This is a genomic window from Azonexus sp. MM2026_4 (assembly GCF_055901855.1).
Window position 1 is genome coordinate 1,790,105 of the sequence record NZ_CM148380.1, and the last position, 24,441, is coordinate 1,814,545.

Annotated in this window: 10 protein-coding genes; 5 read left to right on the plus strand and 5 right to left on the minus strand. The window is 65.7% G+C overall.

Features of this window, described 5'->3' with window-relative positions; translation table 11 throughout:
- Position 1: 1 nt before the first annotated feature.
- From AC0KWY_RS08265 to AC0KWY_RS08275, 3 genes are all read left to right on the plus strand, one after another.
- Positions 2 to 1,351 carry an HlyD family type I secretion periplasmic adaptor subunit gene (locus AC0KWY_RS08265; RefSeq protein ID WP_474029162.1) on the plus strand — a complete coding sequence of 450 codons (1,350 nt, stop codon included), beginning with the start codon at positions 2 to 4 and terminating at the stop codon, positions 1,349 to 1,351.
- A gap of 78 nt (positions 1,352 to 1,429) precedes the next feature.
- Entirely contained in the window at positions 1,430 to 1,813 is a 384-nt protein-coding gene (panD, locus tag AC0KWY_RS08270; RefSeq protein WP_474029163.1) for an aspartate 1-decarboxylase, read from the plus strand.
- 112 nt (positions 1,814 to 1,925) lie between these two features.
- A complete protein-coding gene (locus tag AC0KWY_RS08275; RefSeq protein WP_474029164.1) occupies positions 1,926 to 2,438 on the plus strand; it encodes a hypothetical protein in 513 nt (170 codons plus the stop codon).
- Between the two features lie 155 nt (positions 2,439 to 2,593).
- On the opposite strand, the gene AC0KWY_RS08280 is transcribed toward AC0KWY_RS08275, so the two are convergent.
- From AC0KWY_RS08280 to exaC, 4 genes are all read right to left on the minus strand, one after another.
- Positions 2,594 to 3,895, minus strand: coding sequence for an NYN domain-containing protein (locus AC0KWY_RS08280; protein WP_474029165.1), 1,302 nt, complete (start codon positions 3,893 to 3,895; stop codon positions 2,594 to 2,596).
- A gap of 47 nt (positions 3,896 to 3,942) precedes the next feature.
- Positions 3,943 to 4,305: a DUF779 domain-containing protein gene (locus AC0KWY_RS08285; protein WP_474029166.1), complete on the minus strand. Its 363-nt coding sequence runs from the start codon at positions 4,303 to 4,305 to the stop codon at positions 3,943 to 3,945.
- A 75-nt stretch (positions 4,306 to 4,380) separates the two neighbouring features.
- Positions 4,381 to 5,532, minus strand: a complete 1,152-nt coding sequence (yiaY, locus tag AC0KWY_RS08290; RefSeq protein WP_474029167.1) for an L-threonine dehydrogenase — start codon at positions 5,530 to 5,532, stop codon at positions 4,381 to 4,383.
- A 110-nt stretch (positions 5,533 to 5,642) separates the two neighbouring features.
- A complete protein-coding gene (exaC, locus tag AC0KWY_RS08295) occupies positions 5,643 to 7,163 on the minus strand; it encodes an acetaldehyde dehydrogenase ExaC (protein WP_474029168.1) in 1,521 nt (506 codons plus the stop codon).
- Positions 7,164 to 7,434: 271 nt separating this feature from the next.
- Here exaC and AC0KWY_RS08300 point away from each other — a divergent pair, with 271 nt between their 5' ends.
- Positions 7,435 to 9,351 (plus strand): sigma-54-dependent Fis family transcriptional regulator, encoded by a 1,917-nt coding sequence (locus AC0KWY_RS08300; RefSeq protein ID WP_474029169.1) that lies wholly within the window; start codon positions 7,435 to 7,437, stop codon positions 9,349 to 9,351.
- A 26-nt stretch (positions 9,352 to 9,377) separates the two neighbouring features.
- Positions 9,378 to 10,073 carry a Crp/Fnr family transcriptional regulator gene (locus AC0KWY_RS08305; RefSeq protein ID WP_474029170.1) on the plus strand — a complete coding sequence of 232 codons (696 nt, stop codon included), beginning with the start codon at positions 9,378 to 9,380 and terminating at the stop codon, positions 10,071 to 10,073.
- 63 nt (positions 10,074 to 10,136) lie between these two features.
- Here AC0KWY_RS08305 and AC0KWY_RS08310 read toward each other — a convergent pair whose 3' ends face one another.
- On the minus strand, positions 10,137 to 24,356 hold the full coding sequence (locus AC0KWY_RS08310; protein ID WP_474029171.1) for a retention module-containing protein: 14,220 nt from the start codon (positions 24,354 to 24,356) through the stop codon (positions 10,137 to 10,139).
- Positions 24,357 to 24,441: the final 85 nt, after the last annotated feature.

Consider the following 24,441-nt stretch of genomic DNA (forward strand, 5'->3'; position numbering starts at 1 on the left):
GATGCACCCCCACAAGGAACTCCGCAGCAATGCCCTGGTGCTGGGTGAGGATCGCTCGCTCGACGCCATCGTCGAGGAAGGGCGCGCGCGTCGCATCGGCTTTTTCGTCATCGTCAGCACCTTCGTCCTGTTCGGCGGCTGGGCCGCCCTGGCGCCGATCGGCAGTGCGGTCGTCGCCCCCGGCGTGGTCAAGGTCGAACTCGACCGCAAGACCCTGCAGCATCTCGAGGGCGGCATCATCCACCAGATCCACGTCCGCGAAGGCGAGCATGTCGAGCGCAACCAGCTACTGATCACGCTGGAGCAGACCCAGTTCCAGGCCGATCTCGACGTCGCGCGCAGCCAGACACAGGCGCTGCGCGCCGGCGAAGCCCGTCTCAAGGCGGAACTGCAAGGTGCCGGCAGCATCGCCTTCCCGGAAGATTTCGATAGCGCCGATCCGGAAATCGCCCAACTGATGCAAAGCGAGACCGCCCTCTTCAACGCCCGCCGCGCCTCGCGCAGCGGCGAACTGCGGGTGCTCGACGGACGCATCCAGCAATCGGGATCACAAATTGCCGGCCTCTCCCGGATCAACGGCAGCAAGAACGACACCCTGCGCTCGCTCGAATCCGAGCTCGCCGACCTGCAACGTCTGGTGGCCAAGAACTTCATCAGCCGGCACAAGCTGAACCAGACGGAACGACTGATTTCCGAACTGCAGGCCGAGATTGCCGAAAACGATGCCAACATCGCCAACCAGCAGGTCCAGCAGCAGGAAACCCGGATGCTGATCGATTTCCGCAAGGCGGAGTTCCGGACCCAGGACGTCGATGCCCTGACCGAAATCCAGAAACGCCTCGACGAGATGCGCAAGAAGTCACTGTCGTTGGCCGACCGCGTCGAGCGCGCCAGCATTCGCGCCCCGGTCGCCGGCCAGGTCATGGGACTGCAGGTCAACACGACGGGCGCCGTACTGCGGGCGGGAACGCCGATCCTCGACATCGTGCCGACCGGCGCCGCGCTGCTGATCGAAGCACGCATCTCGCCCGCCGATGTCGACACCGTGCACACCGGACAGCTCGCCGACATCCGCTTCACCGGCTTCAAGGCAACGACGACGCCGGTGGTCGAAGGCAAGCTGGTCTACCTGGCCGGCGACCGCCTGGTCGATCAACACACCGGCCTCCCCTACTTCAACAGCCACATCCAGCTCACCCCGGCCGGCGTGAGCTCGCTGCAACAGCTCGGCCTGCAAATCCAGCCCGGCATTCCCGCCGAGGTCATCGTCAGGACCGGCGAGCGCACGCTGCTCCAGTACATCGTGCAACCGCTCAGCAACGTCCTCGCCCGCACCTTCCGGGAACAGTAAACCCAGCAAAAAGATCGTTGACACGAGGGGTAATGCCGTTAAAATTCGCTTCCCCCAACTGTCTGGATGAGTAAAGCCATGCAGAGAACCCTGTTGAAATCCAAGCTGCATCGCGTGACGGCAACGCACGCCGATCTGCATTACGAAGGTTCGTGCGCCATTGACGAGGACCTGCTGGAAGCAGCCGACATCAAGGAATACGAGCAGATCGACATCTGGAACGTCAACAATGGCGAACGTTTCACGACCTACGCCATCCGCGCCGAACGCGGCTCCGGCGTCATCTCGGTCAACGGCTCCGCCGCGCGCCGCGCGGCGCCCGGCGACATCCTGATCATCGCCACCTTCGCCACGTATACCGAAGTCGAGCTCGCCAAACACGAGCCGTCGCTGATCTACGTCGACTCGCAGAACCGCATCGTCCGCCGCGGTCACAAGATTCCGGTCCAAGCCGCAGCCTGACGGCCAGCGTTTCACCGACGTCCTGCCGAAGAGGCCCGCCCATTGGCGGGCTTTTCTTTTTCTGTACAATTCGTTCCACAATAGTTAATTAACAATATGATGGAGACGATTGATGGGCGTAATTTTCGCCAAGACAGACAAGGGCCAGGCCGAGTTGACGCAGAAATCCGGCGGGCTGACGCCCCGCCAGCGGCGTGTGCTGATCATGGTCGATGGCAAACGCAGCGTCGAGGAGTTGCGGGAACTGCTGCAGAACGACGATCTGCAGCACACCCTGGGTCTCCTTGAAGAATCCGGGTTCATTGAAATCGGCGGGGTGCAGAACGCTGCCGGCGATTTGCAGGAAGCCCCCAGCGAGCCGCTGCCGGCAATCGACGCCTTCCGGCCGCTACCGGCCTCCCCTAACGCCAAGGACATTGAACTGGCTCGCAACTTCATCCAGAACACCTTGCGAACCTTCTGCGGCCCCTTCGGCTACCTTCATATCGTCAAGGCCGTCCACGCCGCGAAAAGTCACGAGGAACTCAGGCAACAGTTTGCCCCCTGGTATCACGCCATTGTCCAGACCCGCGACGGCAAACGCCGCGCCGAGGAACTACGCACCCTGCTGCTGCGCGTCATCTGATTGCGCCGCCGGCGGCGCCGCAATCCCCCCTGGTGGCAAGCATTTCCCTGAGCGGATTGCTCGCCGATCTTCGGCAATCGCCGGTAAGCGCAGCCCTTTGGTTGGCTCCCCCAGCTTGAGCGCTGGCGCTACCGGGGGGAGTTTCACGCCAAGGATCAGGCGGCGCCGTCCTCGGCCTTCTTTGGCTTGCGGCTGCGACCCGGTTTGCGGGCCGGTTTCTTCTCGCTGGCCGGCGCTTCGCTGGCAACTTCCGGGAGCGGCGCGGCGCTGGGCGCTTCGGGGGCAGCCTCGCTGCGTTTGCGCGAAGTCCGGCGACCGCCACGCGTAGCCTTCTTCGGCGTTTCGACTACCGCCACTTCCTCAACGGCCGATGGCTCGACTTCCAGCGGTGCGGCTACGCGTTCCTCGGCAACGCTGGCCGGAGGCGCTTCGGGGGCTGGCGCCTCGCCGATGGCGATGCCTTCCTCGCGGTTTTCCTTGCGCGTGCGACGACCGCCGCGGCGCCGCGCGGCCGGCTTTTCCTCGGCCGGCTTTTCCGGGACGGAAGTGGCTTCGGCAGCGGACAACTCGGTTGTTTCGGCAGGCGCCACGACAGCTTCGGCGGCAATTTCCGGGGCACTCGTTTCCAGGCCGTGCGCTTCACTTTCGTGGGCGCGAGCACGGGTGACGTAGGTGCCGGACTTGTCGTCGCGACCGACCACCAGCAGGCCGAGGCCGGCGGCTTCTTCAAGCAGGTTGCCGAAGGTGCGGAAGCCGTAATAGCTCTCGCTGAAGCCTGGGTTGCGCCGCTTCACCACTTCCTTGAGCACCGAGGCCCAGATCCGTTCGGCTTCGCCGCGGTCGGCCATGAGGTCGGCGAAGGTCGCCGCCACCAGTTCGATGGCCTTGGCCTTGCGCTCCTCGACCTTGGCGGTGCGCTTGGCTTCCTCTTCCGGCGAGCGCTTCTCGCGTTCGCGGCGCGGTCCGGAACGGCTGGCTTCGCGGTCGCGGACGAGGTCGTCGTAATAGATGAATTCGTCGCAATTGGTAACCAGCAGGTCGGAGCAGGACTGCTTGACGCCGACGCCGATGACCTTCTTGGCGTTCTCGCGCAGCTTGGAAACCAGCGGCGAGAAGTCGGAATCGCCGGAGATGATGACGAAGGTGTTGACGTGCGCCTTGGTGTAGCAAAGGTCGAGCGCATCGACGACCATGCGGATGTCGGCGGAGTTCTTGCCCGACTGGCGGACGTGCGGGATTTCGATCAGCTCGAAGTTGGCTTCGTGCATCGCCGCCTTGAAACCCTTGTAGCGTTCCCAGTCGCAATAAGCTTTCTTGACGACGATGCTGCCCTTGGCGAGCAGCCGCTCGAGCACCGGGCGGATGTCGAATTTTTCGTACTGCGCGTCGCGCACGCCCAGCGCGATGTTCTCGAAGTCGCAGAAAAGCGCCATGCTGGCGGTGTCGTTGGCGGCCATGAAGTCGATCCGTTCTGTAGAAGGCGGTCAGTATACCGCCGGCACGCTCAGGCGCCCTGCAATTGTGCCGCCTCTTCGTCGGTGAACAGGCGCGAGCGGGTGATGAAGCTCTTGCCGCTGCCGCATTCGAGCGAGAAGGTGCCGCCCTGGCCGTCGAAGACGTCGATGATCAGTTGCGTATGCTGCCAGTACTCGTACTGGGAAGCGCTGATGTAGAAAGGCACGCCGCCGATCTCGCCGAGATGGACGTCGTAGGGGCCGATGGTCAGCTCGCCCTGCAGGTAGCAGTTGGGGCTGCTGTTGTCGCAGCAGCCGCCGGACTGGTAGAACATCAGCTCGGGGCCGTACTGGCCCTGCAGTTGCTGGATCAGGGCCAGGGCTTCCGGGGTGGCGGTGACGCGATCGACCATGGTTTTCTCCAAAAAAACGGGGGCACGAGGCCCCCGGAAAAGCCCGCAAGGGCACGCAGAGACTACAGCGAAAACTTACAAGGCGGCGCGGAAGATGCCTTCGATGTCGGCCTGGTCGGCGCGCCGGGGATTGGTCAGGCCGCAGGCGTCCTTCAGCGCGTTGGCGGCCAGGGTCGGGATGTCGGCCTCCTTGACGCCGAGTTCGAGCAAGCCCTTGGGGATGCCGACATCGGCGGCCAGGCGGCGGATCGCGTCGAGGCAGCGGGCGGCATTCTCGGCACTGCCGGCATGATCGAGGGCGACGCCCATTGCCGCGCCGACATCGGCCAGACGCTCGGGGACGACGGCCGCGTTGAAAGCTTCGACATGCGGCAGCAGCACCGCGTTGCAGACGCCGTGCGGCAGGTTGTAGAAGCCGCCGAGCTGGTGCGCCATGGCATGGACGTAGCCGAGCGAGGCGTTGTTGAACGCCATGCCGGCGAGGAACTGGGCGTAGGCCATGGCCTCGCGGGCGGCGACATTCTGGCCGTCGGCGACCGCCTGCCGCAGGTTGGCGGCGATCATCGTCACCGCCTTCAAGGCGCAGGCGTCGGTGATCGGCGTCGCCGCGGTGGAGACGTAGGCTTCGACCGCATGCGTCAGCGCATCCATGCCGGTCGCCGCGGTCAGCGCCGGCGGCTTGGCCAGCATCAGCAGCGGGTCGTTGACCGAGAGCAGCGGCGTCACGTGGCGGTTGACGATGGCCATCTTGATGTGCCGCGCCTCGTCGGTGATGATGCAGAAGCGCGTCATTTCGCTGGCCGTGCCGGCCGTCGTGTTGATCGCGATGAGCGGCAGCTGCGGCTTGGCCGAGCGGTCGACACCCTCGTAGTCGGCGATGCTACCGCCGTTGGCGGCGACCAGCGCGATGCCCTTGGCGCAGTCGTGCGGCGAACCGCCGCCGAGCGAGACGACGCAGTCGCAATCGGCGGCACGCAACTGGGCAAGGCCGGCCTCGACGTTGCCGATGGTCGGATTGGCCTGGGCCCCGGCAAAGATTTCAGTGGCGATCCCGGCCTCCTGCAGCAGACCGGCTACCCGGGCAGCGACGCCGGCCTTCTCCAGCCAGGCGTCGGTGACGATCAGCGCCCGCCGGTAACCGTACCCTCCCAGGGACTGGACGGCTGTCTCGAGGCAGCCTTCGCCCATCAGGTTGACGGCGGGGATGAAAAACGCACTTTGTGCCATCTTGCTTGTTCTCCATAAATGATGACCCGGCCGCGCGGCGTTCCCCTTGAACCCGCTGACCGACCGGTAGTTGGCAAAACGCCCGCGCAAGGCGGGCGTCGGTGGCTGGTTTAGAAGAAGCCCAGCTTCTGTTCCGCGTAGCTGACCAGCAGGTTCTTGGTCTGCTGGTAGTGGTCGAGCATGACCTTGTGGGTCTCGCGGCCGATGCCGGATTCCTTGTAGCCGCCGAAGGCGGCGTGCGCCGGGTAGGCGTGGTAGCAGTTGGTCCATACGCGGCCGGCCTGGATGGCGCGACCCATGCGGTAGGCGACGTTGCCGTTGCGGCTCCAGACGCCGGCGCCGAGGCCGTAGATGGTGTCGTTGGCGATCGCCAGCGCGTCGGCTTCGTCCTTGAAGGTGGTCACCGCGAGCACCGGCCCGAAGATTTCTTCCTGGAAGATGCGCATCTTGTTGTGGCCCTTGAACAGCGTCGGCTGGATGTAGTAACCGCCTTCGATGTCGCCGCCGAGGTGGGCACGTTCGCCACCGATCAGCACCTGGGCGCCTTCTTCCTTGCCCAGCTTGAGGTAGGACTCGATCTTGTCCATCTGGATCTGCGAGGCCTGGGCGCCCATCATCGTTTCGGTGTCGAGCGGGCTGCCCTGCTTGATCGCGGCGACGCGCTTGATGACGCGTTCGATGAAGGCATCGTAGATCGATTCCTGGATCAGCGCGCGGCTCGGGCAGGTACACACTTCGCCCTGGTTGAAGGCGAACAGGACCATGCCTTCGATCGCCTTGTCGAGGAAGCCGTCGTCCTTGTCCATGATGTCGGCGAAGAAGACGTTGGGCGATTTGCCGCCCAGTTCCAGCGTGGCCGGGATCAGGTTGTTGGCGGCGGCCTGGGCGATGACGCGACCGGTGGCAGTGGAGCCGGTGAAGGCGATCTTGGCGATGCGCTTGGAGGTGGCGAGCGGCATGCCGGCTTCGCGACCGAGACCATTGACGATGTTCAACACGCCCGGCGGCAGCAGGTCGGCGATCAGGTTGACCAGGATCAGGATCGAGATCGGCGTCGATTCGGCCGGCTTGAGGACCACGCAGTTGCCGGCGCCGAGCGCCGGGGCGAGCTTCCAGGCGGCCATCAGGATCGGGAAGTTCCAGGGGATGATCTGGCCGACGACGCCGAGCGGCTCATGGATGTGGTAGGCCATGGTGTTCTCGTCGATTTCCGAGATGCCGCCTTCCTGCGAACGCAGGCAACCGGCGAAGTAACGGAAGTGGTCGACGGCGAGCGGGATGTCGGCAGCCAGCGTTTCGCGGATCGGCTTGCCGTTGTCGACGGTCTCGGCGTAGGCGAGCAGTTCGAGGTTCTGTTCGAGGCGGTCGGCAATCTTCAGGAGGATGTTGGAGCGGGTCGCGGCATCGGTCTTGCCCCACTTCGGGAAGGCGGCGTGGGCGGCGTCGAGCGCCAGTTCGATGTCTTCGGCGGTGGAGCGGGCGGCTTGCGTGTAGACCTTGCCGCTGACCGGGGTCACCACGTCGAAGTACTGGCCCTTGACCGGCGCGGTCCATTGGCCGTTGATGAAGTTGTCGTACTTGGCCTTGTAGGCGATTTTTGCGCCAGCGGCGCCGGGGGCTGCGTAGATCATTTTGTCTCCTCGTCTTTTACGGATCGGTAAATTGCTTGCCTATTGGCCGCCTCCCCATATCAAGTCTCGTGCCAGCATTCCAGGCGATTGATTTCATTGCTTTATCGAGCAGAAATACAACACCGGAATCCTTGCTGGAACGTTGCAGGCGGCAACAGGTGTAACAATTTGGAACAGGCTGGCACATTTGCTCCCGCAACACTTGCATCGCCCGGCATGCGGCCTATACTCGGCAAAAAACGGGCCGCGACCCGATAAGGAGACAACCCCGATGCACGCCCATCCCCCCGTAGCCGGCCCACAGTTGCGGCAGGCCAGACTCAAGCTGCTCGACGGCGGCAATTTTGCCGATAGCGAAATCGACGAACGCCTGGCCCGCTCCTGGCGGCGCAGCCTTGCCGCCGGCCTGACGCCGACCGGCCGCCTGGCCGTCCCCGACAATCTGACGGCCGGCGAACTGGGCCGCGCCCTGGGGCGCAACCGCGAACTGCTCAACCACTCGCGGCCGATCATGGAATACCTGTTCGAACAGGTGCGCCACAGTCACAGCCTGGTCGTCCTTGCCGACAATCACGGTGTCCTCATGCACACCCTGGGCGACACCGATTTTCTCGGCAAGGCCGAGCGCGTCGCGCTGATGTCGGGCGCCTGCTGGGACGAGCGGCAGCGCGGCACCAACGCCATCGGCACGGCGCTGGCCGAAGCGAGCGGTATCGAAATCCACGGCGACGAGCATTTCCTCGAACGCAACACCTTCCTCACCTGCGCCGCCGCGCCCATCGTCTCCGCCACCGGCGAACTGCTTGGCATCCTCGATATTTCCGGCGACCGGCGCAGCCGTCATCCGCACACCCTGGGCCTGGTCAACACCGCCGCCCGGATGATCGAGAACCGGCTGGTCGCCGATGCCTGCCGCCGCCACCTGCGCCTCTACCTGCACCCGGACCCGGCCGGCATCGGCACCGTCGCCGAGGGCATCGTCGCCCTTTCCGAGGACGGCTGGATCGTCGGCGCCAACCGCAACGCGCTGCGCATGCTCGGCCTATCGACGGCCGACATCGGCGGCACCCCGCTGTTCCGTAGCCTCGACGCCCGGATCGACGACCTGCTCGCCCGCAGCCGGCGCCGTCCCGGCCAGCTCCTCAGCCTCCACCGCCACGACGGCCAGGCCATCTACGCCCGGCTCGACGGCCACGAACCGCGCGCCCTGTCGCTTCCGAAGAACGCTACCCCGCCGCGTAGCGACGCGCTGACCGCCCTCGACACCGGCGATCTGCGCTGGCGGGCGGCGGCCGACAAGGCGCGGCGCATCCTCGGCAAGGACATCCCGCTGCTGCTCAGCGGCGAATCCGGCGTCGGCAAGGAGTTGTTCGCGCGCGCCGTGCACGAATCCTCGCCGCAGCGCAACGGCCCCTTCGTCGCCATCAACTGCGCCGCGCTGCCGGAAAACCTGATCGAAGCCGAACTCTTCGGCTACCAGCCCGGCGCCTTCACCGGCGCCCGCAAGGAGGGCTACATCGGCCGCCTGCGCGAAGCCGAAGGCGGCACCCTGTTCCTCGACGAGATCGGCGACATGCCGCTGGCGATGCAGACCCGGCTGCTGCGCGTCCTCCAGGAACGCAAGGTGCTGCCGCTCGGTGGTGGCGTCGCGGTCGACGTCCGTTTCTCGCTGATCTGCGCCACCCATCGCGACCTGCCGGCAGCCAGCGCCGCCGGCCAGTTCCGCAGCGACCTCTATTACCGGATCAACGGCCTGACACTGAACCTGCCGGCGCTGCGCGAGCGCAACGACTTCGCCGCGCTGTGCGACAAGCTGCTCGGCGAATTCTTCCCGGACGCCCCGCTGGCCATCGAACCGGCGCTGCAGCACCGCCTCACCGGCTACGCCTGGCCGGGCAACCTGCGGCAACTGGCCAGCGTGCTGCGCACCGCCTGCGCCATGCTCGACCCCGGCGAATCGCTGATCGACTGGCCGCACCTGCCCGACGATCTGGTCGATGCGCTGCAGCGCGCGCCCCAGCCCCCGGCCGCCGGCAACGAACCCGGCCAGCGCAACCTTGCCGCCCTGTCGCTCGCCGCCATCCACCAGGCGGTCGCCGACCACGCCGGCAACCTGAGCGCCGCCGCCCGCCAGCTCGGCATCAGCCGGCAGACCCTGTACCGCAAGCTGAAGGGCGAACGCGCCTGATCTGGCTGCCCAATGAAGAAGCGACGATGACCACCCTGCCCAGACCCGAAATCCACGCCCTGCTCGCCGACCTGCCGCTGTTCACCAACATGTCGCCCGAGGAGATCGACCGCATCGCCCGCGGCAGCCGGGAAATCCGCGCCGCCAAGGGCAGTCTGCTGTTCCACCGCGGCGACCCCTGCCTTGGCTTCCATCTGCTGCTCTCCGGCCAGATCAAGCTGGCCTTCACCTCGGCCCAGGGCAACGAAAAGGTGGTCGAGGTGATCCGCCCCGGCCAGAGCTTCGGCGAGGCGCTGATGTTCATGGAGTCGCCCTACATCGTCGACGCCCAGGCGCTCGCCGACTCCCACCTGCTGCACATCGCCAAGACCACGGTCGACGAGGAACTGGCCAAGGACCCGAAGCTGGCGCGCAAGATGCTCGCCAGCATGGCGATCCGCCTGCACCAGATGGTCAACGACCTGGAAGGCTATTCGCTGCATTCCGGCAAGGAGCGCATCGTCACCTACCTGTTGCGCGAACTGGCGCCCTGCGCGGCGACCGGCAATGCGGCCCGGCTTGCCCTGCCGACCACCAAGGGCATCGTCGCCTCGCGCCTCAACCTGACCCAGGAACATTTCTCGCGCATCCTGCACGAACTGAGCGACGAAGGACTGATCGTCGTCCACGGCCGGGAGATCGAGATTCCGGACCTGGCGAGATTGCGCGCCAGCCTGGACTGAAACCGGCGGACGAAAAAAAGGGGCTGGATGACCAGCCCCTTTTGCTATTGACGACGCGGAAGATCAATCAGTGAGCAGACGCCCCTGGTTCAACAGGTTCTGGATCACCTGCTGATCCGACGGGCTGCCGCCACCGACCAGATCGACCCCTTCCAGCACGATCTGCATGACATCGTTGCTGGACACGTTGCTCGGCAGGCCACCGGCCGTGTTGCCGTTGGAGAACGCCCCGCTGGTGCTGACGTAGATCGTCGTGTTGCCACCCGAGTACTGGAAGTGCAGGAAGTTGTCGAGATCGGCCGCCGACGCGTTGACCGGCGCCTGCAGCAGATCGCGCAGGTCGAGCACGTCGCCCTGGGTACCGTTGAAGTCGGTCACCCGGTCGATCGCCGGCGACTGGATACTGCCGCGGTCGCCCAGCACCCACTGGAAGGTATCGGCACCCAGGCCACCGGTCAGCGTATCGCCACCGGCGCCGCCCCAGATGATGTCGTTGCCTTCGCCACCATCCAGGGTGTCGGCACCGGCACCGCCGGACAGGATGTCGTTGCCGGTACCGCCCGTGAGCTGGTCGGTGCCCGCGCCACCCGACAACTTGTCGTCTCCGTCGCCACCGTTGACGATGTCGTTGCCGGCCAGGCCGTTGATGACGTCGTTGCCGGTGGTACCGTCAAGCGTGTCGTTCCCGGTGCTGCCGTCGACCTCACCGCCCGCGTTGCGGGAGATGTTCATCGTCAGTTCGCCGTTGGCACGGTCACCATCGTTGTCGATCAGCGTGAACCCGACGACTTCCTGGACCGTACCGGTCAGCGTTGCCGACGGCCGGTAGGTGTAGTCGCCGGAGTCCATATCAACGGTGAAGGTGCCTTGCAGTTCGGTGGTGATCGTCAGCACATGCGTCGCCGCATCCCAGGTGTAGCTGCCCGTTGCCCCAGCGTCCCGGACCACGGAGACGGTGTTGTTCGCCGTGTCCCAGGTGTAGGTGCTGCGGTCGCCGACCGCGCCGATCGCAACGCTGACTAGGTGGCCACCGTCGGCCCCGACCGCACCCGGCGTCGCACCGGTGAGCAGGTTGCCGGAGCTGGCCGGGATCGCCGTTGCCTGCAGCACCGCCGACAGGTTGCTTTCGTTGAGCACCTGGATGGCGTTGGTGTTGCTTCCCGTCGTCCCGTTGTAGGCCACCGGATCGATCTGCGCCATCTGCGTGGTGCTCAGCCCGGAACCGACGCCGACTGCGATCGAGTTGATGTTGTTGGCAGTCAGGAACTGCGTCCAGATCGACTCTTCACCGGACTGGATACCCTGATCGGCACCACCGTTGGCGGTTCCCTGGTTGAGCAACGCGTTGACGTCGCCGTCGTTGGCATTCGGCGCGCCATCGGTCAGGAAGTAGGCCACGTTCTGCAGCGTACCGCCCGGCGGCACCGTCGTCAGCTTGCCGGCGTTGCCCCACGCTTCGATCGCCTGCGCCAGCGCGGCGTCGTAGTTGGTGCTGTTGGTGGACGTGACGGCATTGATCAGGTCGATGGCATCCTTGGCACTGACCCAGACGCCGCTCGACATGTTGGCAACGGTGCTGAAGGTGACCAACTGGACCGCCACTTCACCGTAACCGTCGTAGGTGTTGATGAGGTTGATCAGCGCCGCCTTGGCCAAGGCCAGACGGGTCGTCGAGCCGACCGTGTCGTTCATGCTGCCCGAGTTGTCGAGGATGATCATGACGTTGGTGTTCTGCGTCACCACGACATCCTGCGTCAGCGTCCCGGCCACCGGCGAATCGTCCTCGACCAGCACCGTCAGCGGCGTCGTCGTGCTGTTGACGCCGTTGCTCACCGTCACCCCGATATCCAGGCGCAGCATGTCCTCGAGGTCCGTCACCGGATGATCGAGCGCCCCCTTCAGTTCGACCTGGTAGGCGCCATTCGGCTGTACCGTCACGGTCAGGATGTCCTGGCCATTGGCCGAACCGGTCAGGATGGTGGCATCGCCGACGGTCGAAGTGACCCAGGTCAGCGCCGTACCGTTCGACGTCAGGTCGGCCGGCGGCGTGAAGGTGATGCTGAGGTCGCCGTCGCCGGAGATCGCCAGCGTGCCGCTGGCAACCACCGCATCGGTGGTGTCCGGGCTGCCGCTGTTGTCGGGATTGCCGCCTGCCAGACCTTCCTCGGATACCGTGGCGATGCTGGTGACCAGCCCCACCGTCGAGATCGAGGCGGAGCCGTCGGCCAGATCCGAACCGTCGCGCGCCGTCGCGGTGACCGTCACGGTCATCGACTGCGTCATTTCGACCGGCGTCGTCATCGTCAGGCCGGTAATCTGCACCGCCTTGGTCACCGGGTCGATGGTGACGGTGTAGGCACCATCGCTGACCAGCGGCAGGGTCCAGGTCCCGTCAGGATTCTGCGTCCCATGCGACAGCGTGACCCCGGCCGGTACCGACACCGTGACCGTCGCGACATCTTCCGAGTAGTCGATGTCCTGCGGCGTCACCGTGATCGTCAGATCATGGCTCTTGGTCTGGGCGAAGGTGACCGAGTGGATCAGGTAATCGTCGCCGGCGCGCGGGGCACTGAATTCGATGTAGCTGATCTGCTGACCGTTGTCGCTGACCACCGTGAAGGGCGAATCGAGCACGTCGGTGACACCGTTCATGGAGCCCTGGCCGATCACGTTGCCGGCGCTGTCGTACAACGTGTAGCTGGCGCGTTCGCTGGAATGCAGCCAGGCAAGCTGGATCGTCGCGCTCGACACCGGATCGTCGAAGGTCACCCGGACCTTTTCGGAAACGCCTGCGGCGTGTCCGATTTCGCTATCGGCACCGGAAGACACCTGATCGACACCGAAGCCGGTCACGTTGCCGGTGGAACCGCCGTTATTGACGACGCTGACCGTACCGGTGCTGCCGTCCAGGTTGTAGGCGGTGACGGTGAAGCCGGCGCCGGCCAGGACGTTGGTGTTGTCGATGGTGACGTTGTTGGTCACCGCGTCGCCAACCTGGATCGTCACCAGCGGCGTGTCGGCAACCGGCGTCACTTCCACCGTCACCGTCGCGCTCGCCGTGTCGTGACCGTCGGAAACGGTGTAATCGAAGGTCGCCTCGCCGCTGTAATCCTTGTTCGGCGTGAATTCGATGCTGACCACGTTGCCATTGCCGTCGAAGGTCGCCGTCACGGTACCGACCGGATTGCCACCGGCATCGCGAGCCACGCTATCGACGCCGACCACCGTCAGCGCATCGCCATCGACATCGCTGTCGTTGGCCAGCAGGGCCGACGGCAGGATGGTCAGCGGCGTGTCTTCCGGCGTGCGCAGCTGGTCACCGAGGATCGACGGATCGTCACCACGGACATCGGGGATGTCATTGGTGCCGGTGATCGTGATCACCACGTCGTGCTCGGTACCGTCGGCGGTCTTCACCGTGAAGGTTTCGACCTTGGTTTCGCCGGCGCCCAGATACTGCACGTCGGCGTTCGGTACCATGTAGGTCCACACGCCCGCTTCGGTGATCGACAGGCTGCCCAGCGCACCCGCGCTGGCCACGATGCCCGTCGTCTGGAACACCGCTTCGTCCGCCCCATCGACGTCGCTCACCAGCAGCGTGCCGGTGTCGGTCAGGTTCGGGTTGCTGGCGTCTTCGGTCACTGCCCCCTTGTCGTCGCCGCTCACTTCGGCACCGTCATTGGTGCCGGTGATCGTGATCACCACGTCGTGCTCGGTACCGTCCGCGGTCTTCACCGTGAAGGTTTCGACCTTGGTTTCGCCGGCGCCCAGGTATTGCACGTCGGCGTTCGGTACCGTGTAGGTCCACACGCCCGCTTCGGTGATCGACAGGCTGCCCAGCGCACCGGCGCTGGCCACGATGCCGGCCGTCTGGAACACCGCTTCGTCTGCCCCATCGACGTCGCTCACCAGCAGCGTGCCGGTGTCGGTCAGGTTCGGGTTGCTGGCGTCTTCGGTCACAGCCCCCTTGTCGTCGCCGCTCACTTCGGCACCGTCATTGGTGCCGGTGATCGTGATCACCACGTCGTGCTCGGTGCCGTCCGCGGTCTTCACCGTGAAGGTTTCGACCTTGGTTTCGCCGGCGCCCAGATACTGCACGTCGGCGTTCGGTACCGTGTAGGTCCACACGCCCGCTTCGGTGATCGACAGGCTGCCCAGCGCGCCCGCGCTGGCCACGATGCCGGTGGTCTGGAACACCGCTTCGTCCGCGCCATCGACGTCGCTCACCAGCAGCGTGCCGGTGTCGCTCAGGTTCGGGTTCGAGGTGTCTTCGGTTACCGCACCCTTGTCGTCACCGCTCACTTCGGCACCGTCATTGGTGCCGGTGATCGTGATCACCACGTCGTGCTCGGTACCGTCGGCGGTCTTCACCGTGAAGGTTTCGACCTTGGTTTCGCCGGCGCCCAGGTATTGCACGTCGGCGTTCGGGACCGTGTAGGTCCACACGCCCGCTTCGGTGATCGACAGGCTGCCCAGCGCACCCGCGCTGGCCACGATGCCCGTCGTCTGGAACACCGCTTCGTCCGCCCCATCGACGTCGCTCACCAGCAGCGTGCCGGTGTCGGTCAGGTTCGGGTTGCTGGCGTCTTCGGTCACTGCCCCCTTGTCGTCGCCGCTCACTTCGGCACCGTCATTGGTGCCGGTGATCGTGATCACCACGTCGTGCTCGGTGCCGTCCGCGGTCTTCACCGTGAAGGTTTCGACCTTGGTTTCGCCGGCGCCCAGGTATTGCACGTCGGCGTTCGGGACCGTGTAGGTCCACACGCCCGCTTCGGTGATCGACAGGCTGCCCAGCGCACCCGCGCTGGCCACGATGCCGGTCGTCTGGAACACCGCTTCGTCCGCCCCATCGACGTCGCTCACCAGCAGCGTGCCGGTGTCGGTCAGGTTCGGGTTGCTGGCGTCTTCGGTCACCGCGCCCTTGTCGTCGCCGCTCACTTCGGCGCCGTCATTGGTGCCGGTGATCGTGATCACCACGTCGTGCTCGGTACCGTCCGCGGTCTTCACCGTGAAGGTTTCGACCTTGGTTTCGCCGGCGCCCAGGTATTGCACGTCGGCGTTCGGTACCGTGTAGGTCCACACGCCCGCTTCGGTGATCGACAGGCTGCCCAGCGCACCCGCACTGGCCACGATGCCGGTCGTCTGGAACACCGCTTCGTCCGCGCCATCGACGTCGCTCACCAGCAGCGTGCCAGTGTCGCTCAGGTTCGGGTTCGACGCGTCTTCGGTTACCGCGCCCTTGTCGTCGCCGCTCACTTCGGCACCGTCATTGGTGCCGGTGATCGTGATCACCACGTCGTGCTCGGTGCCGTCGGCGGTCTTCACCGTGAAGGTCTCGACCTTGGTTTCGCCGGCGCCCAGGTACTGCACGTCGGCGTTCGGTACCGTGTAGGTCCACACGCCCGCTTCGGTGATCGACAGGCTGCCCAGCGCACCGGCGCTGGCCACGATGCCGGTGGTCTGGAACACCGCTTCGTCCGCGCCATCGACGTCGCTCACCAGCAGCGTGCCGGTGTCGCTCAGATTCGGGTTGCTGGCGTCTTCGGTCACCGCACCCTTGTCGTCGCCGCTCACTTCGGCGCCGTCATTGGTGCCGGTGATCGTGATCACCACGTCGTGCTCGGTGCCGTCCGCGGTCTTCACCGTGAAGGTTTCGACCTTGGTTTCGCCGGCGCCCAGGTATTGCACGTCGGCGTTCGGTACCGTGTAGGTCCACACGCCCGCTTCGGTGATCGACAGGCTGCCCAGCGCACCGGCGCTGGCCACGATGCCGGCCGTCTGGAACACCGCTTCGTCTGCCCCATCGACGTCGCTCACCAGCAGCGTGCCGGTGTCGGTCAGGTTCGGGTTGCTGGCGTCTTCGGTCACAGCCCCCTTGTCGTCGCCGCTCACTTCGGCACCGTCATTGGTGCCGGTGATCGTGATCACCACGTCGTGCTCGGTGCCGTCCGCGGTCTTCACCGTGAAGGTTTCGACCTTGGTTTCGCCGGCGCCCAGATACTGCACGTCGGCGTTCGGTACCGTGTAGGTCCACACGCCCGCTTCGGTAATGGAGAGGCTACCCAGCGCACCGGCGCTGGCCACGATGCCGGTGGTCTGGAACACCGCTTCATCCGCCCCATCGACGTCGCTCACCAGCAGCGTGCCGGTGTCGGTCAGGTTCGGGTTCGAGGTGTCTTCGGTTACCGCACCCTTGTCGTCACCGCTCACTTCGGCACCGTCATTGGTGCCGGTGATCGTGATCACCACGTCGTGCTCGGTACCGTCGGCGGTCTTCACCGTGAAGGTTTCGACCTTGGTTTCGCCGGCGCCCAGGTATTGCACGTCGGCGTTCGGTACCGTGTAGGTCCACACGCCCGCTTCGGTGATCGACAGGCTGCCCAGCGCACCCGCGCTGGCCACGATGCCCGTCGTCTGGAACACCGCTTCGTCCGCCCCATCGACGTCGCTCACCAGCAGCGTGCCGGTGTCGGTCAGGTTCGGGTTGCTGGCGTCTTCGGTCACTGCCCCCTTGTCGTCGCCGCTCACTTCGGCACCGTCATTGGTGCCGGTGATCGTGATCACCACGTCGTGCTCGGTGCCGTCCGCCGTCTTCACCGTGAAGGTTTCGACCTTGGTTTCGCCGGCGCCCAGGTACTGCACGTCGGCGTTCGGTACCGTGTAGGTCCACACGCCCGCTTCGGTGATCGACAGGCTGCCCAGCGCACCGGCGCTGGCCACGATGCCGGTGGTCTGGAACACCGCTTCGTCCGCGCCATCGACGTCGCTCACCAGCAGCGTGCCGGTGTCGCTCAGGTTCGGGTTCGAGGTGTCTTCGGTTACCGCACCCTTGTCGTCGCCGCTCACTTCGGCGCCGTCATTGGTGCCGGTGATCGTGATCACCACGTCGTGCTCGGTGCCGTCGGCGGTCTTCACCGTGAAGGTTTCGACCTTGGTTTCGCCGGCGCCCAGGTACTGCACGTCGGCGTTCGGCACCGTGTAGGTCCACACGCCCGCTTCGGTGATCGACAGGCTGCCCAGCGCACCCGCGCTGGCCACGATGCCGGTGGTCTGGAACACCGCTTCGTCCGCGCCATCGACGTCGCTCACCAGCAGCGTGCCGGTGTCGCTCAGGTTCGGGTTGCTGGCGTCTTCGGTCACCGCACCGAGATCATCCCCGGTGATAACGGGAGGATCGCCGAGCGGGTTGATCTTCATCTCGACGGTTGCCGTGTCCGAACCGCCGCGGCCGTCAGAGACCGTGTAGTCGAACGTGAACGTCCCGTTGTAGTTCGCGTTCGGCGTGAAGCTCAGCGTGCCGTCCGCGTTCATCTCGATCACGCCTTGCGTCACCACCACCGGATTGTTGGCGTCGATCGCCGTTCCGTTCACTTCCGTGATCGTCAGCGGGTCGCCGTCGTCGTCCGAGTCGTTCGACCTCGGGTCGAACGTCACCGGCGTGTCTTCGTCGCCTTCCACCAGGTTGTCTCGGGCGACCGGCGGGTCGTTCACGTCGTCCACCACCAGGTGCACGTTGCCCACGTCGCTCGCCGTGCCGTCCGTCACCGTGTAGGTGAAGTCCACCGGGCCGTTGAAGTTCGCTTCCGGATCGAAGGTCACCGTCCCGTCCGCATTCACCGTCACCGTCCCGATCGCGCCGCCCGTCGTCGTCGTCAGCGTCACCACCTGACCGACCGTCACCGGCTGGCCGTTGATCTGCGTGATCGTCAGCGTGTCGCCATCGACATCGAGGTCGTTCGCCAGCACCGGCAGCGTCACCGGCGTGTCTTCCGGGATCTGCTTGCTGTCATCCACCGCCACCGGGCCGTCATTGACCCCGGTCACCGTGATCGTCAGCGTCGTCGTCGACGTCAGCCCCGCGGCGTCGCTCACCGTGTACGAGAACACGTCCTGCCGGCTTTCGCCGTCGTCCAGCCCTTGTGCCGCGTCGTTCGGCTGGTAGCGGTACGAGCCGTCGGCGTTCAGCGTCAGCGTGCCCCACTGGCCCGCCACCCCTTCGCCGACCTTGCCCAGCGCGCCGCCAAACGCAACACCAGACACCTGCAGGCTGTCGCCATCGACGTCGGTGTCCGCTCCGGCGCCCAGGATCACCCCGTTCGCCGCCGGCACGTTCAGCAGCGTGTCTTCGTCCGTCGTCCCGGCATCCGGCGCCGCCACCGGCGCGTCATTGACGCCGCCGACGTCGATCGTCACCGTCGCCGTGTCCGTCGCCGTCCCGTCGCTCACCGTGTAGGTGAAGATCGCGTCGCCGTTGTACCCCGGGGCCGGATTGAAGGTCACCGTCCCGTCGCCATTCACCGTCACCGTGCCGTTGCTCACCGCCAGCGGTACGCCGACCGTGATCGCCGTGCCGTTGATCTGCGTGATCGTCAGCTTGTCGCCGTCGATGTCGCTGTCGTTGCCCAGCACGTTGATCGTCTTCGGTTCGTCTTCTACCACCGTCACCCGGTCGTCGTTCGCCACCGGCGCGTCATTGACCGGCGTCACGTCCACATGCACGTTCGCCTGCACCGGCGTCCGACCATCGGTCACCGTGTACGTGAAGTCCGCCGGGCCGTGGTAGTTCGCCGCCGGCGCAAATTCCAGCTTGCCGTCCGCCGTCAGCCGCACTTCGCCGTTCGCTACCGCGACCGGGCTGCCGACCGCAATCGCCGTTCCGTTCACTTGCGTGATCGTCAGCGTGTCGCCATCGACGTCGCGGTCGTTCGCCAGCACGTCGATCGTCACCGCGCGGTCTTCGTCCGTCCGCGCCGTGTCGTCGCTCGCCGCCGGCGTGTCGTCGAGCGGCGTCACCGTGATGTCCAGCGTGCTCGTGCTGCCCGTGTTCGTCGTGTACGTCACTTGCGGCACCGAACCGTTCCAGTTCGCCACCGGCGTAAAGGTGTATTCCCCGTCGCTGCCGATCGTCAGCTTGCCGATGTTCGCCAGCGTCACCGTCTCGCCGGCATTCACCGTCGCGCCATTGACCGTGAAGCTCGCTACCGTCAGCGTGTCGTCAAGGTCGCTGTCGTTCGCCAGCACATTGCCGCTCGCCACCGCGTCTTCGAACACCGTCTTCGTGTCCGCGGTCAGAACGCTCGGGTCGTTGACCGCGTTGATCTTCATCTCGACGGTTGCCGTGTCCGAACCGCCGCGGCCGTCGGCGACCGTGTAGTCGAACGTGAACGTCCCGTTGTAGTTCGCGTTCGGCGTGAAGCTCAGCGTGCCGTCCGCGTTCATCTCGATCACGCCTTGCGTCACCACCACCGGGTTGTTGGCGTCGATCGCCGTTCCGTTCACTTCCGTGATCGTCAGCGGGTCGCCGTCGTCGTCCGAGTCGTTCGACCTCGGGTCGAACGTCACCGGCGTGTCTTCGTCGCCTTCCACCAGGTTGTCTCGGGCAACCGGCGGGTCGTTCACGTCGTCCACCACCAGGTGCACGTTGCCCACGTCGCTCGCCGTGCCGTCCGTCACCGTGTAGGTGAAGTCCACCGGACCGTTGAAGTTCGCTTCCGGATCGAAGGTCACCGTCCCGTCTGCATTCACCGTCACCGTCCCGATCGCGCCGCCGGTCGGCGTCGTCAGCGTCACCACCTGACCGACCGTCACCGGCTGGCCGTTGATCTGCGTGATCGTCAGCGTGTCGCCATCGACATCGAGGTCGTTCGCCAGCACCGGCAGCGTCACCGGCGTGTCTTCCGGGATCTGCTTGCTGTCATCCACTGCCACCGGGCCGTCATTGACCCCGGTCACCGTGATCGTCAGCGTCGTCGTCGACGTCAGCCCCGCGGCATCGCTCACCGTGTACGAGAACACGTCCTGCCGGCTTTCACCGTCGTCCAGCCCTTGTGCTGCGTCGTTCGGCTGGTAGCGGTACGAGCCGTCGGCGTTCAGCGTCAGCGTGCCCCACTGGCCCGCCACGCCTTCGCCGACCTTGCCCAGCGCGCCGCCGAACGCAACGCCCGAGACTTGCAGGCTGTCGCCATCGACGTCGGTGTCGGCACCGGCGCCCAGGATCACCCCGCTCGCCGCCGGCACGTTCAGCACCGTGTCTTCATCCGTCGTCCCGGCATCCGGGGCGGCCACCGGCGCGTCATTGACGCCGCCGACGTCGATCGTCACCGTCGCCGTGTCCGTCGCCGTCCCGTCGCTCACCGTGTAGGTGAAGATCGCTTCGCCGTTGTACCCCGGGGCCGGATCGAAGGTCACCGTCCCGTCGCCATTCACCGTCACCGTGCCGTTGCTCACCGCCAGCGGTACGCCGACCGTGATCGCCGTGCCGTTGATCTGCGTGATCGTCAGCTTGTCGCCGTCGATGTCGCTGTCGTTGCCCAGCACGTTGATCGTCTTCGGTTCGTCTTCGACCACCGTCACCCGGTCGTCGTTCGCCACCGGCGCGTCATTGACCGGCGTCACGTCCACATGCACGTTCGCCTGCACCGGCGTCCGGCCGTCGGTCACCGTGTACGTGAAGTCCGCCGGACCGTGGTAGTTCGCCGCCGGCGCAAATTCCAGCTTGCCGTCCGCCGTCAGTCGCACTTCGCCGTTCGCCACCGCGACCGGGCTGCCGACCGCAATCGCCGTTCCGTTCACTTGCGTGATCGTCAGCGTGTCGCCATCGACGTCGCGGTCGTTCGCCAGCACGTCGATCGTCACCGCGCGGTCTTCGTCCGTCCGCGCCGTGTCGTCGCTCGCCGCCGGCGTGTCGTCGAGCGGCGTCACCGTGATGTCCAGCGTGCTCGTGCTGCCCGTGTTCGTCGTGTACGTCACTTGCGGCACCGAACCGTTCCAGTTCGCCACCGGCGTAAAGGTGTATTCCCCGTCGCTGCCGATCGTCAGCTTGCCGATGTTCGCCAGCGTCACCGTCTCGCCGGCATTCACCGTCGCGCCATTGACCGTGAAGCTCGCTACCGTCAGCGTGTCGTCAAGGTCGCTGTCGTTGCTCAGCACATTGCCGCTCGCCACCGCGTCTTCGAACACCGTCTTCGTGTCCGCGGTCAGAACGCTCGGGTCGTTGACCGCGTTGATCTTCATCTCGACGGTTGCCGTGTCCGAACCGCCGCGGCCGTCGGCGACCGTGTAGTCGAACGTGAACGTCCCGTTGTAGTTCGCGTTCGGCGTGAAGCTCAGCGTGCCGTCCGCGTTCATCTCGATCACGCCTTGCGTCACCACCACCGGATTGTTGGCGTCGATCGCCGTTCCGTTCACTTCCGTGATCGTCAGCGGGTCGCCGTCGTCGTCCGAGTCGTTCGACCTCGGGTCGAACGTCACCGGCGTGTCTTCGTCGCCTTCCACCAGGTTGTCTCGGGCGACCGGCGGGTCGTTCACGTCGTCCACCACCAGGTGCACGTTGCCCACGTCGCTCGCCGTGCCGTCCGTCACCGTGTAGGTGAAGTCCACCGGGCCGTTGAAGTTCGCTTCCGGATCGAAGGTCACCGTCCCGTCTGCATTCACCGTCACCGTCCCGATCGCGCCGCCGGTCGGCGTCGTCAGCGTCACCACCTGACCGACCGTCACCGGCTGGCCGTTGATCTGCGTGATCGTCAGCGTGTCGCCATCGACATCGAGGTCGTTCGCCAGCACCGGCAGCGTCACCGGCGTGTCTTCCGGGATCTGCTTGCTGTCATCCACTGCCACCGGGCCGTCATTGACCCCGGTCACCGTGATCGTCAGCGTCGTCGTCAACGTCAGCCCCGCGGCATCGCTCACCGTGTACGAGAACACGTCCTGCCGGCTTTCACCGTCGTCCAGCCCTTGTGCTGCGTCGTTCGGCTGGTAGCGGTACGAGCCGTCGGCGTTCAGCGTCAGCGTGCCCCACTGGCCCGCCACGCCTTCGCCGACCTTGCCCAGCGCGCCGCCGAACGCAACGCCCGAGACTTGCAGGCTGTCGCCATCGACGTCGGTGTCGGCACCGGCGCCCAGGATCACCCCGCTCGCCGCCGGCACGTTCAGCACCGTGTCTTCATCCGTCGTCCCGGCATCCGGGGCGGCCACCGGCGCGTCATTGACGCCGCCGACGTCGATCGTCACCGTCGCCGTGTCCGTCGCCGTCCCGTCGCTCACCGTGTAGGTGAAGATCGCTTCGCCGTTGTACCCCGGGGCCGGATCGAAGGTCACCGTCCCGTCGCCATTCACCGTCACCGTGCCGTTGCTCACCGCCAGCGGTACGCCGACCGTGATCGCCGTGCCGTTGATCTGCGTGATCGTCAGCTTGTCGCCGTCGATGTCGCTGTCGTTGCCCAGCACGTTGATCGTCTTCGGTTCGTCTTCGACCACCGTCACCCGGTCGTCGTTCGCCACCGGCGCGTCATTGACCGGCGTCACGTCCACATGCACGTTCGCCTGCACCGGCGTCCGGCCGTCGGTCACCGTGTACGTGAAGTCCGCCGGACCGTGGTAGTTCGCCGCCGGCGCAAATTCCAGCTTGCCGTCCGCCGTCAGTCGCACTTCGCCGTTCGCCACCGCGACCGGGCTGCCGACCGCAATCGCCGTTCCGTTCACTTGCGTGATCGTCAGCGTGTCGCCATCGACGTCGCGGTCGTTCGCCAGCACGTCGATCGTCACCGCGCGGTCTTCGTCCGTCCGCGCCGTGTCGTCGCTCGCCGCCGGCGTGTCGTCGAGCGGCGTCACCGTGATGTCCAGCGTGCTCGTGCTGCCCGTGTTCGTCGTGTACGTCACTTGCGGCACCGAACCGTTCCAGTTCGCCACCGGCGTAAAGGTGTATTCCCCGTCGCTGCCGATCGTCAGCTTGCCGATGTTCGCCAGCGTCACCGTCTCGCCGGCATTCACCGTCGCGCCATTGACCGTGAAGCTCGCTACCGTCAGCGTGTCGTCAAGGTCGCTGTCGTTGCTCAGCACATTGCCGCTCGCCACCGCGTCTTCGAACACCGTCTTCGTGTCCGCGGTCAGAACGCTCGGGTCGTTGACCGGTGTCACGCCGATCGTCACCGTCGACGTCGCCGTTCCGCCGTTGCCGTCGTCGATCGTCACCGTGAAGCTGTCAGTTCCGTTGTAGTCCGGGCCCGGGACATAGGTCCAGGTGCCGTCGCCATTGACCGTCACCGTGCCGTGTTGCGGGTCGTTGGCCTTGCCGTAGGTCAGCGTGTCGCCGTCCTTGTCCGAGCCGACCACGCGACCGGAAACCGGCGTGTCTTCCTGGGTCGTCACGTTGTAGTTGCCCGTCGTCGGGTCGAAGTTCGGGTTGGTCGGGTCGTCCGGGATCGGCGGGTCGTTCACCGGCGTCACGCCGATCGTCACCGTCGATGTCGCGGTTCCGCCGTTGCCGTCGTCGATCGTCACCGTGAAGCTGTCAGTTCCGTTGTAGTCCGGGCCCGGCACGTAGGTCCAGGTGCCGTCGCCATTGACCGTCACCGTGCCGTGCTGCGGGTCGTTGGCCTTGCTGTAGGTCAGCGTGTCGCCGTCCTTGTCCGAGCCGACCACGCGACCGGAGACCGGCGTGTCTTCCTGGGTCGTCACGCTGTAGTTGCCGGTCGTCGGATCGAAGTTCGGGTTGGTCGGGTCGTCCGGGATCGGCGGATCGTTGACCGGCGTCACGCCGATCGTCACCGTCGACGTCGCGATTCCGCCATTGCCGTCGTCGATCGTCACCGTGAAGCGATCGCTGCCGTTGTAGTCCGGTGCCGGCACGTAGGTCCAGGTACCGTCGCCATTCACCGTCACCGTACCGTGCTGCGGGTCACTGCCCTTGGTGTAGGTCAGCGGGTCGCCATCCTGATCGACTGCCACCACGCGACCGGAAACCGGCGTGTCTTCATCGGTGGTCACCGTGTAATCGGTCGCGGCAGGCGCTTCGTTTTCCTGATTGAGGTCGCCACCGTTGAAACTGTCTTCAGCCGCCACCCGCTCGGTGGAGAACTGGTAGGCCTGCCCGCCGACGGTCTCGACGATACGGGCGAATTCGACGAAGCCGTGCCCTTCGTTACCGGCACCAGCCTCACCGGCGGCGGTGGCTTCTTCTTCGAGCAGGGCATCGAAGTCGCTGCCCTGAGCGATGACGGCGGTGATCGGGGCGAGCGCCTTGCCGTCATGGGCAAGCGCGCTGTCGCTGGCGTCGGGCTTTTCAAGCGCCGCCACTTCGGCGTCGAGGGTCACGCTCTGCTGGCCGCCAACGGTGACGCTGCGCCCGTCGTTCATAGCCAGCACGACCTGCGCGCCGTTGCCGGAAACTACCGTTTCCCCTTCATAGAGAACGTCGCCGACCTTGAGTGGGCGCAGCTTACCGGACGCATCACGGGCGAAGGCTTCGCCGTTGATCGACGTAACTTTTGCAATAACAGCAGCCATTTTTGTTCTCCAGACACTGTGGGGGAAGTTTCAGTGTAGGGAGTGACAAGGAGCTTGACTATTGAACAAAAGTACAGTTGTCAAT

Coding starts and splice junctions, on each gene's coding strand:
- AC0KWY_RS08265 (WP_474029162.1), top strand. CDS start 2: ATGCACCCCCACAAGGAACTCCGCAGCAATGCCCTGGTGCTGGGTGAG.
- panD (WP_474029163.1), top strand. CDS start 1,430: ATGCAGAGAACCCTGTTGAAATCCAAGCTGCATCGCGTGACGGCAACG.
- AC0KWY_RS08275 (WP_474029164.1), top strand. CDS start 1,926: ATGGGCGTAATTTTCGCCAAGACAGACAAGGGCCAGGCCGAGTTGACG.
- AC0KWY_RS08280 (WP_474029165.1), bottom strand. CDS start 3,895: ATGGCCGCCAACGACACCGCCAGCATGGCGCTTTTCTGCGACTTCGAG.
- AC0KWY_RS08285 (WP_474029166.1), bottom strand. CDS start 4,305: ATGGTCGATCGCGTCACCGCCACCCCGGAAGCCCTGGCCCTGATCCAG.
- yiaY (WP_474029167.1), bottom strand. CDS start 5,532: ATGGCACAAAGTGCGTTTTTCATCCCCGCCGTCAACCTGATGGGCGAA.
- exaC (WP_474029168.1), bottom strand. CDS start 7,163: ATGATCTACGCAGCCCCCGGCGCCGCTGGCGCAAAAATCGCCTACAAG.
- AC0KWY_RS08300 (WP_474029169.1), top strand. CDS start 7,435: ATGCACGCCCATCCCCCCGTAGCCGGCCCACAGTTGCGGCAGGCCAGA.
- AC0KWY_RS08305 (WP_474029170.1), top strand. CDS start 9,378: ATGACCACCCTGCCCAGACCCGAAATCCACGCCCTGCTCGCCGACCTG.
- AC0KWY_RS08310 (WP_474029171.1), bottom strand. CDS start 24,356: ATGGCTGCTGTTATTGCAAAAGTTACGTCGATCAACGGCGAAGCCTTC.